This is a genomic window from Macrococcus psychrotolerans (genome assembly GCF_038095555.1).
In the GTDB taxonomy this organism is placed as follows: domain Bacteria; phylum Bacillota; class Bacilli; order Staphylococcales; family Staphylococcaceae; genus Macrococcoides; species Macrococcoides psychrotolerans.
Window position 1 is genome coordinate 2,023,556 of sequence record NZ_CP124591.1, and the last position, 15,335, is coordinate 2,038,890.

The following is a 15,335-nucleotide window of genomic DNA, read 5'->3' on the forward strand; positions in this document are numbered from 1 at the left end:
ATTTTTATATTCATGTAAAGTAACACTTAATCAAACAAAACTCTATACTCTAAACACTAGAAAAAGGAAAGTAAAACTTACACTGCTTTTACAGAGAATCTTCGTATGCTGAGAGAAGACATTGAAAGAAAGTTCGAAAATGGCCTTGGAGTGTTGGTGCCAATATGAGGTACCATCGGGTTCGCCCGTTATAGCGATACAGTATTAATATGTTGTTCAATAGCGTACTGGCATACTATCTTCTACACTTTCGTATACTTAGCCGTAGCCTATTACAACTTAGCGTACTGGATAAGATTGTTTTAGTAATAGAACAATAAATAAAGGTGGTACCGCGAACTAAGCTTTCGTCCTTTAGATCTGATAACTCTTCAGATCTAAAGGACGAAAGCTTTTTTTGTATAGAGCATTACTAAGGAGGGATTAATATGAAACGTTCCAATCATCAATAAGGGTAATAAAGGAGGAATATAATGAGTAGATTATTAGAAACATTGGAGAAAAAAATTTTAGTAGCGGATGGCGCTATGGGAACAATATTATATTCTGAAGGCTTAAATACATGTCCAGAGCGCTATAATCTCACGCATCCAGAAAAAGTGGAACAAATTCACCGCTCGTATATTGAAGCAGGAGCAGATATTATACAGACCAATACATATGCTGCTAATTTCATTAAACTTCAACGCTTCGGTCTGGAGCATAAAGTTAAAGCCATCAATGAAGCTGCTGTAGACATTGCAAAACGGGCGGCTAAAGAAGATACATTCATTCTTGGAACAGTTGGTGGACTAAGAGATGTTCAACAGGGAAAGCTATCTCTTCCTGAGATTCAATATCATACGGAAGTCCAGATTGATGCACTAATATCATGCGACGTCGATGGATTATTGTTTGAAACCTACTATGATCTAAAAGAATTACTTACCGTCGTATCACTGGCACATCAAAAATATAACGTTCCGATAATTGCACAGCTCACTGCTTCTAATACCCATTATTTAATTGATGGAACATTAATCAGCGAGGCTTTTGATCAGCTTATTTCAGCAGGAGCAGATATTGTAGGTTTAAATTGCCATCACGGGCCACATCATATGAAGCGAACATTTCAGCATATTGATATCCCAAGACACGCGTTTTTATCCTGTTATCCAAATGCTAGTTTACTGGATATAGATCACAATCATTTTAAATATAGTAATAATGCACAGTATTTCGCCGATGTAGCTGAACAGCTCATACATGAAGGCATTCGATTAATTGGAGGATGCTGTGGGACTACGCCGGAACACATACAGAAAATCAAAGGGGTAGTCGGGAATCTCAAACCGGTCACAGATAAAAAGGTTGTTCCTTTCCGTAAGAAAAATGAATATGTGATAAAAGAAAAGCACAAGCTGAGTCTCTCACAACGCGTTAAAACACAACCCACAGTTATTGTAGAACTCGATACGCCCAAGCATCTAGATACAAAAAGGTTCTTCCAAAACATCAAGGCACTAGATGCATCTGGCATCGATGCAGTGACCCTAGCTGATAACGCGCTAGCTACAGTCCGCATCTCTAATATTGCAGCGGCAAGCCTCATTAAGCAGAAATTTAATATTGAACCCCTCGTTCATATAACTTGTCGAGATCGAAACTTAATTGGTTTGCAATCTCATCTACTCGGGCTATCTTTGTTAGGAATCAATGAAATTCTCGCAGTTACAGGAGATCCTTCTAAAATCGGACATCTACCGGGGGCAACCAATGTCTACGATGTGAATTCCAAGGGACTCACAGAACTCGCCTTAAGATTTAATAAAGGAATTAATACAGACGGTGGTACTTTAAAATCCAAAACACATTTCAATATTGCAGGCGCCTTTAATCCACATGTAAAAAATATGGATGCTGCCATTAGAAATATGAAGAAGAAAATAGAGAGTGGTATGCATTACTTCATTACTCAACCTGTCTTCTCTCATGAAAAAATAATAGAAATATACACTGCCACACAACAGCTAAATGTTCCGATATTTATCGGGATAATGCCCATTACAAGCTATAAAAATGCACTGTTTCTCCATAACGAAGTTCCTGGAATAAAAATATCAGAAGATATCTTAGAACGTTTTAAGGCAGTAGAACATGATAAATCCGCTACACAAAAGCTGAGTATAGATCTTTGTAAATCCTTAATTGATACTGTTCATGCTTACTTTAACGGACTATATATCATTACGCCATTCGAGCAAGTTGAATACTCGCTTGAGCTAGCTGCGTATTCAAAATCAATTACCAAACACAAACAGGAGGCAATATTATGACAATCAAAACGACAAACTTAGGGTTTCCGAGACTCGGACGCAAACGTGAATGGAAAAAAGCAATTGAAGGGTACTGGAATAAAAATATTAATAAAGAAGCACTCGATAAACAATTAGAAGTGCTACACCGAGATAACTTAAAATTACAAAGTAGCTATAACCTCGATAGTGTACCTGTGGGAGATTTCTCATTATACGATAACCTTCTAGATACCGCTTTGCTTTTCAATATTATTCCAGAACGATTTCAAGGAAGAGAGATAGATGATGATTTATTATTTGATATTGCTAGAGGGAATAAAGAACACGTAGCTAGTGCATTAATCAAATGGTTTAATACAAACTATCACTATATCGTGCCTGAATGGGATAATGTAGTGCCTAAGTTAAATCATAATACATTACTGGAACGTTACCGCTTTGCTCTATCACTTGGGATTAATGCTCATCCTGTGATTGTAGGTCCTATTACTTTCGTTGCATTATCAAAAGGAGGCACTAGCTCCTTCGAAGAAAAAGTACGTCAGTTAATCCCTTTATATACCGAAGTCTTCCATTCATTAATACAAGAAGGTGCTGAGCTTATTCAGGTTGACGAACCTATCTTGGTTACTGATCAGGCTGAAGTGCTAAAAGATATCACGCATGAAGTATATGAAGCTTTTAATGATGCTAAAGTAGCAGATAAATTAATCATTCAGACTTACTTTGAAGCTGCAGATGTCAAATTTTTAAATGGGCTGCCTGTTAAAGGTCTGGGATTAGATTTTGTTCATGATCGTGGCAATAACTTAAAACAAATACTAGCAGGAGACTTAAGCGGTGATAAGACGCTTTTTGCAGGTGTTATAGATGGCAGAAATGTATGGGCTGCCGACGTTGCACTAAAGCAGCAACTAATCGAAAAGCTTTCTGAGCATGTCGAAGACCTATATATTAATCCTTCATCTTCACTCCTTTTAGTACCCGTATCTTTAGAGGACGAGACACTAGATGAGCAGATTAAAGATGGCTTGAGCTTTGCTACTGAGAAACTAGGAGAATTAGAAGCGTTAAAAAATCTTTTTAACAATAACAATGCAACGCAGTTTAACAAACTTAAATCAAAATACGAAACATTCCAGAATCAATCTTTTAAAAATCTAGAATACAACTATAATATTCCCGATCAACGTTCATCAACATTTGAAGTACGTAAAGTGCTACAGCAGCAACGTTGGAATTTACCAGACCTACCTACAACGACAATCGGCTCCTTCCCACAGTCAAAAGAGGTAAGACAATATCGTGCTGACTGGAAAAATCATCGCATTACAGATGAGGTGTACAAGCAGTTCTTAAAAGATGAGATTAAACGATGGATTGACATTCAAGAGGAAATAGGGCTTGATGTCTTAGTACATGGAGAATTTGAACGTAATGACATGGTCGAGTTTTTTGGCGAAAAACTTCAAGGTTTCCTCGTTACCAAGTATGGATGGGTACAATCTTATGGTTCACGTGCCGTAAAGCCTCCAATCATCTATGGAGATGTAAAGTGGACACACCCATTAACAATAGATGAAACTGTCTATGCTCAAGGACTGACAAACAAACCTGTAAAAGGCATGCTTACAGGGCCGGTAACGATATTAAACTGGTCATTTGAACGTGTAGATATACCACGTGAAGTAGTTCAAAATCAAATAGCATTGGCAATTAATGAAGAAGTACTCGCTTTAGAAAAGGCAGGTATTAAAATTATCCAGGTCGATGAGCCCGCACTCCGAGAAGGCTTACCATTAAGAAGTGAATTCCATAAGGATTACTTAGATAAAGCGGTACACAGTTTCAAACTCGCAACTTCTTCAGTAGCTGACGACACACAGATACATACACATATGTGCTATTCTCAGTTCGGTCAGATTATTCATGCGATATATGACTTAGATGCAGACGTTATCTCTATCGAAACATCAAGAAGTCATGGCGATCTTATACAGGATTTCGAAGACATCAACTATAATCTTGGTATCGGCTTAGGAGTCTATGATATTCACAGTCCTCGTATACCGACTGAAGCAGAAGTAACAAACGCAATCGAACGTGCTTTAAAACAAATTGACCGCTCATTGTTCTGGGTTAATCCTGATTGTGGGCTTAAAACAAGAAAAGAAGAAGAGGTGAAAGAAGCATTAAAAGTCCTTGTAACAAGTACTCAAAAAATACGTAATCAGTAGTATAAGAAAGAATGGCCCGGTAAACTTAAGTTTACCGGGCCATTCTTTCTTTAAATATTAAACGTTAAATCTAAAATGCACAACGTCTCCATCCTGCATAATATACTCTTTACCTTCTAAACGTACTTTACCTGCTTCTTTGGCTCCGCTCATGCCATTGTATTCAATAAGGTCATCATAGCTGACTGTTTCAGCACGTATGAAACCACGTTCAAAGTCCGTATGAATAATGCCTGCACATTGTGGTGCTGTCATACCTTTTTTGAATGTCCATGCACGAACTTCTTGAACACCTGCAGTGAAGTACGTAGCCAGTCCTAATAAGTGATAAGATGCACGGATAAGTTTGTCTAATCCCGCTTCCTCAATACCAAGATCAGCGAGGTATTCTTCTTTATCTTCATCTTCTAGTGTTGCAAGCTCTTCTTCAATCTTCGCACTAATAACAATCACTTCTGAACCTTCAGCTTCAGCATATGCTTTGATCGCTTTTAAATGTTCGTTTTCTTCACCGCTGATTAAATCATCCTCTGAAACATTTGCAACATAAAGCATTGGTTTTGCAGTAAGTAAGTGCATATTTTTAACAAGCTTTGCCTGTTCCGGAGAAAACTCGATGCTGCGTACTGGCTTTTCAGCTTCTAAAGTTTCTTTGACAATCGCAAGAACCGCTTCTTCTGCCATCGCATCTTTATCTTTTTGTTTCGCCATCTTTTGAACGCGTGCATAGCGTTTCTCTACAGACTCTAAGTCTGCAAGAACAAGTTCCATATTGATAACTTCAATATCATCTACGGGGTTTACCTTACCAGAAACATGAGTAATATTCTCATCTTCAAAAGCACGTACAACCTGACAAATTGCATCTACTTCACGAATATGTGATAAGAACTTATTACCTAATCCTTCTCCTTTAGAGGCCCCTTTAACGATGCCTGCAATATCCGTAAACTCAAATGCTGTCGGGACAGTTTTCTTAGGTTCTACAAGTTCAGTTAATTTATTCAAACGGTGATCTGGGACTTCTACAATTCCTACATTCGGATCAATTGTCGCAAACGGATAGTTTGCAGCTAGCGCTCCTGCTTTAGTAATTGCGTTAAATAAAGTTGATTTTCCTACATTCGGTAAACCAACGATTCCTGCTGTTAATGCCATAATATTATCTCCTCTTACTTACGCATGATGCGTTATTTTTTTTATTTTTTTGTTGAACTCTTGTCTAGGCAGCATAATACTACGGTCACAACCTGTACATTTGATTCTAATATCTGCACCTAAACGAATAATTTTAAAATCCTTTTCACCACATGCATGGGGTTTTTTCATTTCAACTATATCATTTAAATCATACGTTTTATCCATACTATCCACCCTTTTTATCTGGTTGATTATACATAATCATTCGAGGCATTGGTACTTTTACTCCGTTACTATCCAGATAGTCTTTCAAATCACGTCTTAACATACGTGAAACTTTTACATGATGATTTGGTAACGTTTCTGCTGCAATTTTAATCTTAGCTTCCCCGGCTGACACTGCCTCAACGCCTAGTATTTCTGGAGATTTAATCAAATCATCATACTTATCCATCAAAGTTTCCAGATAGGGTTTAATCAACGCCTCAACATCTTCTAGGTTTTCTTCACTTGAAACTGTAATATCAAATACTGCAAGTGAATTATTAACAGAAAAATTGACGATTTCATTCATTGTACCGTTCGGCAGTATCGTAAGCTCTCCTGTAAATGATCGAATTCTTGTTGAACGTAATCCAATTGATTGTACCGTACCTTCCGCTACAGTTGTTCCTGTTGTATTGATTTTAACGTAGTCACCTACGTCAAACTGATTCTCAAAGATAATAAAGAAACCAGTGATAATATCTTTTACTAAAGTTTGTGCGCCAAAACCAATTGCAATACCAGCCACCCCTGCCCCTGCAATAATACTTTCAACTTTGACACCAAAGTTACTTAAGATAGTAGTGATAATGATAAACCATGTCACATAGGAGGCTATATTCTGTAACAATTTGACTAACGTCGTATCTCTTTTTTCAGAATGAGATAAATTTGTTCTTCGGCGGACATAAAAAAATTGTTCGATCATCTTGTGAATAAATTTAATTAGGAACAATCCAAAAACGAGCAATACTAATGCCCAGAAAATATTTGCACCTACTCCAGCCCAAAATTCAGGATCCGTATAAGGCTTAATTAATCGCTTAAAAAAGTATACTAATTTATCCATCTATTCACCTACATTTTCAAGCAAATGAATCAAACGATTAAACTCCTCTTCAGAAGTGAATTCAATTGAAATCTTTCCTTTTTTGCGTGATTTAGAAATTTCTACTTTAGTCCCTAGATTCTGCTTCAAAGATTCTTCATGTTTCACAAGAAACTTTGGCTTTTGCTTTACTTTAACTTCTTTACTATGTGTCTCTACCTCTTCTTGGTTCATCATTTTAATGAGGTCTTCTAAAGCGCGTACACTCATCGCCTCTCGAACAACTTTGTGTGCCACTTTAATTATATCTTCTTCATTTTTTAGCCCTAGTAAAGTACGTCCATGGCCTCCTGAAATTTCTTTGTGATTAATCATTTTCTTTACTTCTTGTGGTAAATTTAATAATCTCAATAAGTTCGCAATGTAAGAGCGAGATTTCCCAAGTCTATCTGCTGTTTCTGCTTGTGTTAAATTCAAATGTTTCATTAGTGACTCATAACTTTTTGCTTCTTCTAATGGATTAAGATCTTCACGTTGCAAATTCTCAATAATTGCGAGCTCCATCATCTGTTGGTCTGTAAGTGTTTTAACAATCGCAGGAATTTTATTTTTACCTGCTAGCTTACTCGCTCTAAAGCGACGTTCACCAACCACTATGTCATAACCTTTAACTGATTTTCGTACAACAATCGGCTGCAGTACTCCATGAAGTTTAATCGACTCACTTAATTCTTCTAACGCTGCTTCATCAAACTCTATTCTTGGCTGATATGGATTTGCACGCAATTCTGCAACATTCAGCTCTTCAACAATTTCATCCTGACGATTTTCTTGAAATAATGCATCCAGCCCTCTACCAAGACCTTTTCCTAAACCTCTAGCCATTACTAATTACCTCCTCAGCTAAGCTTTTATATGTCTTAGCTCCCATAGAACGCGCATCATATACATTAATCGGCTGTCCGTGAGAAGGGGCTTCAGATAAACGTACATTTCTTGGAATAATTGTTTCATATACTTTATCTTCGAAATGTGCTTTCACTTCTGCGATAACATCATTACCTAAATTTGTACGTGCATCGTACATTGTAAGTAATACACCTTCAATTACAAGCGACTGATTAAGATGTCGTTGTACAAGCTTGATTGTATTCAGCAACTGACTCAAGCCTTCAAGTGCATAATACTCGCACTGTACAGGGATAATAATACCACTTGCTGCGGTAAAGGAATTGATTGTAAGTAGTCCGAGAGATGGTGGGCAATCAATAATAATATAATCAAACTCCTCATTTAGCTCTTTAAAAGCATATTTAAGTCGAACTTCTCTACTCATAGCTGACACAAGTTCAATCTCTGCACCCGCCAGGGCGATATTTGCCGGAATAATATAAAGATTTTCCTGTGCTGTTTTCAACACACACTTATTAATATCGGTATCTTCTACAAGCATATCATAAACTGAATTCGTCACATTATTCTTATCAATCCCTACACCACTTGTTGCATTTCCTTGAGGATCTGTATCAATCAGTAGTACTTTCTTACCAAGTTCGCTAAGTGCCGCACTTAAATTTACTGACGTAGTTGTCTTACCCACGCCACCTTTTTGATTGGCAATCGCCAAAATTTTTGTCATGAATACTCTCTCCTAATCGTCATTTCATATAATATCGATTATATCAATTTTAGCTCTATATTGCACAAACAATAAAAGTGTAGACCATAAAGTCCTCAATAAAAAATCCCTGCACTCTCTCTGCAGGGACAATGATTCTATTTATCTGTTTTAAATACTTTTATAGAAATTTCATAGAAGTTTTCATATTCTGTATCTTTTCGCTTTACTTTAACCCCACTTTTTTCTACAGCCTTCAAACTTTCTCCAATTGTATTAAAAGCGAGCTTTATATCACGAGTAAAACCAATTCTCTTAGGTTTCACTTCTTCTCCAGCAAGCATACGTTTCACACGTTCTTCTGTCTGTTTTACATTTAAGTTCTGACTTTTTATAATATTCAACATCTGCGACTGACCCGCTTCATCTAAAGCAAGCAAGCTTCTGGCATGTCTTTCTGTAATTTGATGCTTACTTAATGCGTCCAGTATCGGTTGAGATAACCTAAGTAATCTGAGCTTATTAGCAATAAATGACTGACTTTTTCCTAGGCTCGTTGCAAGATCATTCTGTGTAATTCCATCTAGATCCAGCAATTTTTTATAAGCTTCTGCTTCTTCTACAGCTGATAAATTTTCTCTTTGAATATTTTCAATTAATGCAATTGCAGCAGTTTCTTTATCATTCATCTGCTTAACAATGACTTCTGTTTCAGCTGTATTATTCATCTTAAGTGCTCTGAAACGTCTTTCTCCAGCAATAATCTCATACATTTCTTCTTCGATTGGACGAACGACGATAGGTTGAAGTAATCCATATGAACGAATAGATTCAGCCAACTCTTTAATTTTTTCTTCATCAAAGATTTGTCGTGGTTGATAACGATTCGGTACGATGCGTTCGACAGAAACTTTTACAACATTACCATTTTGGCGCGCTACTTCTACATCTTCTTCCTTTTCTTTCAGCCCAAATAATTTTGAAAAAGGTTTTTTCATAACAATCGACTCACTTTCAATTCAAATACTTATTTTAGTAATGGTTCCTTGTTTGGTGTCCCTGGTTTACGCGGATACTTCTTAGGGGTTTGTCTTTTTTTCTCAATATCTAATATATAACGCATACTATCTTCTTCAGGTAGCGTCAATCGGTGATTTTCAACCACCGCTCCACCTAATATAGATATCGCAAACAATCCTTCTTCAACCTCTATTTCTCCTTGTGCACCTTTAAGCGCAATAAAATGACCACCTTTTTTCACAAGTGGTAAACAGAGTTCACTTAATACAGATAATCTCGCAACCGCTCTTGCTGTAACTACATCAAAGTGTTCTCTGTACTCGCCTTTACCAAATGTTTCTGCTCGATCATGTACAAAATGGCAGTTTGTCAAATTAAGTTCTGTGCTTAAATGATTAAGGAAGTTGATTCTTTTATTTAGGGAATCAACGATTGTAAGTTCTAAATGTGGATATAATATCTTTAATGGGATACTAGGAAATCCTGCACCAGCACCAACATCACAAATAGATTTTACTTTATTGAAATCAAAATAGAAACTCGGTGTAATAGAATCAAAGAAATGTTTCAAATATACCTCTTCTTTTTCTGTTACAGCTGTTAAATTAATTTTCTCATTCCACTCTACTAAAGTTTCATAGTAAATTGCAAATTGTTTTTGTTGTTCATCTGTGAGTTCGAAGCCTTTTTCTTTTAAATGTTGTAAAAATTTCATCTCATTCATCTAATTCACCCTTTTTATTTTCCCTTGTTCAATATAAATTAATAAAATTGAGATATCTGCTGGATTTACGCCAGAAATACGTGATGCCTGTGCAATACTTAATGGTTTCACTTCCTTTAACTTTTCACGTGCTTCAGTTGCCAGACTGTGAATATCATCATAATCAATATTCTCAGGAATTTTTTTATTTTCCATACGTTTTACTTTTTCTACTTGCTGTAATGATTTTTGAATATATCCTTCATACTTCGTCTGAATTTCTACTTGTTCTTGTACAGATTCATCAATCATTCCTTGTTCTTCGATTAAAGCAACGACTGAAGCATAATCCATTTCAGGTCTTCTTAATAAATCAATCGCAAGTATGCCATCTTTTAATGGTGTTCCTCCACGCGATTCAATCATACTTTGAGTTTTTTCATTCGGCTTAATTCTGATTTGAGATAAACGATTTATTTCCTCGGAAATAGCAGCTTTTTTATTATTGAATCTATTATATCGAAGCTCATCAATAAGTCCTGCGTTATAGCCTATTTCTGTAAGTCTTAAATCTGCATTGTCATGACGCAGTAATAGACGATGCTCGGCGCGACTTGTCAGTAAACGATAAGGTTCATTCGTCCCTTTTGTTACAAGATCATCTATGAGTACACCAATATATGCTTCATGACGACCTAATATTAATTCATCATGTCCTAGAACCTTCGCTGCAGCATTAATACCTGCCATAAGTCCTTGTCCTGCCGCCTCTTCATAACCACTTGTCCCATTTATCTGACCTGCAGTATAAAGTCCTTCAATTTTCTTCGTCTCTAGTGTCGGCCAAAGTTGCGTTGGTACAATTGCATCATACTCAATAGCGTATCCTGCACGCATCATGTCTGCTTTTTCTAAACCAGGTATCGTTTTTAACATTTGCAATTGCACATGCTCTGGCAAACTTGTAGAAAGTCCCTGCACATATACTTCTTTAGTATGTCTTCCTTCTGGTTCTAAGAAGATTTGATGTCTTGGTTTGTCATTAAATCTGACAAACTTATCTTCAATTGAAGGACAATATCTTGGTCCTGTTCCTTTAATCATACCCGAGTACATTGCTGATAGATGCAGATTATCATCGATAACTTGATGTGTTTCGCCGTTTGTATAGGTTAGCCAGCATGGTAATTGATCCATGATAAACTCTGTTGTTTCGTAACTAAATGCACGTGGCAGATCATCACCTGGTTGAATTTCAGTTTTGCTATAGTCAATAGAATCACTGTTTACACGTGGTGGTGTACCTGTTTTGAATCTAACGATATCAAACCCAATCTCGCGAAGATGGTCAGCTAACTTTATAGAAGGCATCTGATGGTTGGGACCTGAAGAATATTTAATATTTCCAAGAATGATTTCTCCACGTAAAAATGTTCCTGTCGTTAAGACGACAGCATCCGCTAAATACGTAGTCCCTATAACTGTTTCCACACCAAGTACTTTTCCATCCTCAATAATTAAACGCTCCACCATGCCTTGCATAATGTCCAGGTTGTCTTGAGCTTCTATAACAGATTTCATTTCTTGCTGATACAAAACTTTATCTGCTTGAGCACGTAACGCACGAACTGCTGGACCTTTCCCAGTATTGAGCATACGCATTTGAATATGCGTCTTATCGATTGTTTTAGCCATCTGTCCGCCTAAAGCATCAATTTCACGTACAACGATACCTTTCGCCGGTCCACCAACTGATGGATTACAAGGCATAAACGCGACAGAATCCAGATTTATTGTCAGCATCAGTGTTTTTGCACCTTTTCTCGCACTTGCAAGTCCTGCTTCTACACCTGCATGTCCAGCACCAACAACAATTACATCATATTTTTGTTCCAAAATTTTTCCTCCTTATTTTCCGAGACAGAACTGGCTAAAGAGTTGATCAATAAGCCCATCGTCGACAGACTCACCAATAACCTCACCGAGTAATTCCCATGTTTTTATCAGGTCGATTTGAATCATATCAATTGGCACACCTAATTCTGCTGCAGATATCGCATCACCAATCGAAGTTTTTGCACTTTTAAGTAGACTGATATGTCTTGCATTTGATACATATGTCATATCTTGATTTGACACTTCTCCAGCAAAGAATAATGTACGAATCTGTTCTTCGAGTTCTTCAATTCCTTGTTGTGATAGCATTGAAGTCTTAACTATTGGTGCATTCCCTACCATCGTTTTAACTTCTTCTAAATCTAATTTATTTTCTAAATCGGTCTTATTAATAATCACGATTACATCTTCATTTTTTATTATTTCTGCTAACTTATAATCTTCTTCTGTTAAAATTTCATTATTATTTAATACGTACAATATTAAATCTGCTTTCTTAAGCGCTTCTCTACTTCGTTCTACACCGATTTTTTCAACGATATCCTCTGTTTCACGGATACCCGCCGTGTCTACAAGTCTTAGTGGCACGCCACGCACGTTCACATACTCTTCCAGCACGTCACGAGTCGTTCCTGCAATTTCTGTAACGATAGCTTTATTATCTTGAATTAAGTTGTTCAGCATCGAACTTTTTCCGACATTCGGTTTACCAACAATTACTGTAGATAATCCTTCTCTTAAAATTTTACCTTGATTAGCTGTTTGTAAAAGATTCGTAATACTTCCTTCAATCTTACGCGCTTCTTCCATTAAAAATGTATTGGTAGCTTCTTCAACATCATCATATTCAGGATAGTCAATATTCACTTCTACTTGAGCTAATATTTCAAGGATAGATTGTCTTAAACCTTTAATCAGCACACTTAAACGTCCTTCAATCTGCTGCATTGCAACACGACTTGCTCGATCTGTTTTAGAACGAATAAAATCCATCGTGGCTTCGGCTTGAGATAAATCAATTCTTCCGTTTAAGAAAGCACGTTTTGTAAATTCACCTGGTTCAGCAAGTTTTGCTCCATTCGTAAGTGCGAGTTCAAGCACACGATTAACCGTCATAATTCCGCCATGACAATTAATTTCCACGATATCCTCACGCGTATATGTTCTTGGCGCTCGCATCACTGCGACCATCACTTCTTCAACAACTTCTTTCGACGCTGGGTCTATAATGTGCCCGTAATTAATCGTATGTGATGCAACGTCATTTAATTGATACTTGCCTTTATATAATTTATCCGCAATCGATACGGCATCACTACCTGATAGGCGGACAATCGCAATCGCACCTTCACCCATGGGTGTTGAAATACTTGCAATAGTATCCAATTCCATAAAATTCCCTCCTTTGATTCTTTTAAATTTTAAGCTTAATCTTACGAATAATAAATCACTTTGCATCGCATAAACAGATTAACTCTAAAAACAATCGTTTTTAGAGTTAATCAAGTAAATATTATCTTGAACGAATGACAAGGTAACGATGAGGCTCTCTACCTTCTGAATATGTTTCAATGTTCTCTATCTTTCCAAGGATTTGGTGCATAATTTTACGCTCATAGTTCGGCATTGGTTCAAATTTAATTGGCTCACCAGTCGCTATGGCTTTTTTTGACATATTTAAAGCTAGATTCTGCAACGTTTCTCTTCGCTTTTCTCGATAATTTTCGATATCTAACGTAATTGTGACGAATCCCTTTTCAAGATGATTGAAATAGTTTTGTGCAAGGACTTGCAAGCTATTCAGAACTTGACCACGTCTACCAATTATTCGAGATGCTTCTGCTGATGAAATATTCATAATAACTTCATCCTTATTCTTATAGATAATTTCCATAGAAGCTTCATATCCCATAGCAGCAATAACTTGCAATACATACTCTTTAACCGATTCCAGAGATTGTTGATTTCTATTTGACTTTATCTCAATATTCTTTTCAGGCATTGTAACTTTAGGCGTGTCATCTATATTCTTATCTGAAGATTGCTCTTTGATAGGTATACTCGTTTTTTCGCGTTTTACTTCCGGATCAATTATAATGAGCTTAACCTCTGCATTTTGTTTACCAATCCCGAATATCCCTTTCTTTCCAGGATTCAATACTTCAATCTTCACCTGACTTTCAGAAACATTCATGATATCTAATCCTTTTTTAATTGCATCTTCTACAGTAACATCAATAAAGGTTTGTTCTAACAATAGATTTCCTCCGTCTTTAAGTGATTCTTTTGTTAAAACCTTTGGCAATCTTCATTACGTGTTCCAAACTTTTATTGATCTCATTCGTTGTCATTTCTTTAGAAGGTTGCCTGGCGATTACAATAAAATCATCTTTAATAATATCTTCTTTATGTTTCGTAAAACTTTCTCTTATCGCACGCTTTATTCTATTTCGAGTGACAGCATTACCAATTTTCTTAGAAACTGAAATACCGAGTCTGAAATGCTCATTTTCACTATTTTTCTGACGATATATAATAAACTGGCGATTCGCTACAGACTTACCATTTTTATAGATTTTCTGAAAATCTTCATTCTTCTTAATACGATACGCTTTCTCCATTTTATACACCATCTCATCATCATTACATATTCTTATTTATTATACTAAAATTTATATCCTATTTAAACAAAAAAAAGACCACTGAATGTTCAGTGATCTTATGCTGATAATACTTTTCTGCCTTTACGACGACGACGCGCTAATACGTTACGTCCGTTTTTCGTGCTCATACGTGCACGGAATCCATGAACCTTACTATGTTTACGTTTATTTGGTTGATAAGTACGTTTTACCACTTAAAAACACCTCCATTAAATGAAATTTCATCTATCGATTCTTATTAGAATTTCGCCTAGTGATTTATAGTAACTATTGGAGTATACCAAATTTCTATATGTTAAGCAACTTTTAATTTTTATTATGCTTATCCACTTATCCACATATATTTTTAATGGTTTTGTGGATAACTAACAGCCTATTTTTAGCCTTTTAAAGTTATCCACTGGTTTTTCCTAAATTCCACAGCTCATTTTTATAACGTGTGTGATTAAGTATAATTTTGTGGATAACCATTTAAACATATTGATATTATTACTTTTTTTTGATAAGATTTGATTATATTTTCTGTGGATAAAGTTGTTCCTGATTAATTATCCACAATTTGTGTGTAACTTGTGGATAATTAATTTTGAACTTGTTATTAATATTATACACAATTAGATATTATGTGTATAACTAAAAAAGAATTTTGATTAGAAAGAGGATATATT

General features: G+C 36.1%; 14 protein-coding genes and 1 other annotated feature. Of the genes, 2 read left to right on the plus strand and 12 right to left on the minus strand.

The window, feature by feature from the left end; translation table 11 throughout:
* Positions 1 to 49: 49 nt before the first annotated feature.
* Positions 50 to 358 (plus strand) — a binding site (T-box leader).
* 115 nt (positions 359 to 473) lie between these two features.
* Positions 474 to 2,315, plus strand: coding sequence for a bifunctional homocysteine S-methyltransferase/methylenetetrahydrofolate reductase (locus tag QA539_RS10655; RefSeq protein WP_419895212.1), 1,842 nt, complete (start codon positions 474 to 476; stop codon positions 2,313 to 2,315).
* On the plus strand, positions 2,309 to 4,534 hold the full coding sequence (metE, locus tag QA539_RS10660; RefSeq protein WP_419895609.1) for a 5-methyltetrahydropteroyltriglutamate--homocysteine S-methyltransferase: 2,226 nt from the start codon (positions 2,309 to 2,311) through the stop codon (positions 4,532 to 4,534). Before QA539_RS10655 ends, metE begins: the two co-directional genes overlap by 7 nt.
* A 57-nt stretch (positions 4,535 to 4,591) precedes the next feature.
* Here metE and ychF read toward each other — a convergent pair whose 3' ends face one another.
* From ychF to rpmH, 12 genes are all read right to left on the minus strand, one after another.
* Complete coding sequence (gene ychF / locus QA539_RS10665; protein ID WP_219493416.1) at positions 4,592 to 5,692, minus strand: redox-regulated ATPase YchF; 1,101 nt, start codon at positions 5,690 to 5,692, stop codon at positions 4,592 to 4,594.
* A gap of 18 nt (positions 5,693 to 5,710) precedes the next feature.
* Complete coding sequence (locus tag QA539_RS10670; protein ID WP_283722015.1) at positions 5,711 to 5,899, minus strand: DUF951 domain-containing protein; 189 nt, start codon at positions 5,897 to 5,899, stop codon at positions 5,711 to 5,713.
* 1 nt (position 5,900) lies between these two features.
* Positions 5,901 to 6,788, minus strand: a complete 888-nt coding sequence (locus QA539_RS10675) for a mechanosensitive ion channel family protein (RefSeq protein WP_283722017.1) — start codon at positions 6,786 to 6,788, stop codon at positions 5,901 to 5,903.
* Positions 6,789 to 7,652 (minus strand): ParB/RepB/Spo0J family partition protein, encoded by an 864-nt coding sequence (locus QA539_RS10680; RefSeq protein ID WP_283722019.1) that lies wholly within the window; start codon positions 7,650 to 7,652, stop codon positions 6,789 to 6,791.
* Positions 7,645 to 8,406 carry a ParA family protein gene (locus QA539_RS10685; protein WP_219493422.1) on the minus strand — a complete coding sequence of 254 codons (762 nt, stop codon included), beginning with the start codon at positions 8,404 to 8,406 and terminating at the stop codon, positions 7,645 to 7,647. Before QA539_RS10685 ends, QA539_RS10680 begins: the two co-directional genes overlap by 8 nt.
* Before the next feature lie 137 nt (positions 8,407 to 8,543).
* Entirely contained in the window at positions 8,544 to 9,383 is an 840-nt protein-coding gene (noc, locus tag QA539_RS10690; protein WP_219493424.1) for a nucleoid occlusion protein, read from the minus strand.
* Positions 9,384 to 9,412: 29 nt separating this feature from the next.
* Positions 9,413 to 10,129: a 16S rRNA (guanine(527)-N(7))-methyltransferase RsmG gene (gene rsmG, locus QA539_RS10695; RefSeq protein WP_219493425.1), complete on the minus strand. Its 717-nt coding sequence runs from the start codon at positions 10,127 to 10,129 to the stop codon at positions 9,413 to 9,415.
* The gene (gene mnmG, locus QA539_RS10700; RefSeq protein WP_219493427.1) at positions 10,130 to 12,004 is read right to left on the minus strand and encodes a tRNA uridine-5-carboxymethylaminomethyl(34) synthesis enzyme MnmG; all 1,875 of its coding nucleotides are present in this window, start codon (positions 12,002 to 12,004) and stop codon (positions 10,130 to 10,132) included.
* A gap of 12 nt (positions 12,005 to 12,016) precedes the next feature.
* Positions 12,017 to 13,396 carry a tRNA uridine-5-carboxymethylaminomethyl(34) synthesis GTPase MnmE gene (mnmE, locus tag QA539_RS10705; RefSeq protein WP_219493428.1) on the minus strand — a complete coding sequence of 460 codons (1,380 nt, stop codon included), beginning with the start codon at positions 13,394 to 13,396 and terminating at the stop codon, positions 12,017 to 12,019.
* A gap of 121 nt (positions 13,397 to 13,517) precedes the next feature.
* Positions 13,518 to 14,261 (minus strand): RNA-binding cell elongation regulator Jag/EloR, encoded by a 744-nt coding sequence (jag, locus tag QA539_RS10710; protein ID WP_283722022.1) that lies wholly within the window; start codon positions 14,259 to 14,261, stop codon positions 13,518 to 13,520.
* Positions 14,262 to 14,277: 16 nt separating this feature from the next.
* Positions 14,278 to 14,625, minus strand: a complete 348-nt coding sequence (gene rnpA / locus QA539_RS10715) for a ribonuclease P protein component (RefSeq protein WP_015912456.1) — start codon at positions 14,623 to 14,625, stop codon at positions 14,278 to 14,280.
* 98 nt (positions 14,626 to 14,723) lie between these two features.
* The gene (rpmH, locus tag QA539_RS10720) at positions 14,724 to 14,861 is read right to left on the minus strand and encodes a 50S ribosomal protein L34 (RefSeq protein WP_041636245.1); all 138 of its coding nucleotides are present in this window, start codon (positions 14,859 to 14,861) and stop codon (positions 14,724 to 14,726) included.
* Positions 14,862 to 15,335 lie beyond the last annotated feature (474 nt).

Excerpts from the sequence above, each read along its gene's own strand:
- ychF (WP_219493416.1), bottom strand. The coding sequence starts at position 5,692 with ATGGCATTAACAGCAGGAATCGTTGGTTTACCGAATGTAGGAAAATCA.
- noc (WP_219493424.1), bottom strand. The coding sequence starts at position 9,383 with ATGAAAAAACCTTTTTCAAAATTATTTGGGCTGAAAGAAAAGGAAGAA.
- mnmE (WP_219493428.1), bottom strand. The coding sequence starts at position 13,396 with ATGGAATTGGATACTATTGCAAGTATTTCAACACCCATGGGTGAAGGT.
- QA539_RS10680 (WP_283722019.1), bottom strand. The coding sequence starts at position 7,652 with ATGGCTAGAGGTTTAGGAAAAGGTCTTGGTAGAGGGCTGGATGCATTA.
- QA539_RS10670 (WP_283722015.1), bottom strand. The coding sequence starts at position 5,899 with ATGGATAAAACGTATGATTTAAATGATATAGTTGAAATGAAAAAACCC.
- QA539_RS10685 (WP_219493422.1), bottom strand. The coding sequence starts at position 8,406 with ATGACAAAAATTTTGGCGATTGCCAATCAAAAAGGTGGCGTGGGTAAG.
- QA539_RS10655 (WP_419895212.1), top strand. The coding sequence starts at position 474 with ATGAGTAGATTATTAGAAACATTGGAGAAAAAAATTTTAGTAGCGGAT.
- QA539_RS10675 (WP_283722017.1), bottom strand. The coding sequence starts at position 6,788 with ATGGATAAATTAGTATACTTTTTTAAGCGATTAATTAAGCCTTATACG.
- rsmG (WP_219493425.1), bottom strand. The coding sequence starts at position 10,129 with ATGAATGAGATGAAATTTTTACAACATTTAAAAGAAAAAGGCTTCGAA.
- rnpA (WP_015912456.1), bottom strand. The coding sequence starts at position 14,625 with ATGGAGAAAGCGTATCGTATTAAGAAGAATGAAGATTTTCAGAAAATC.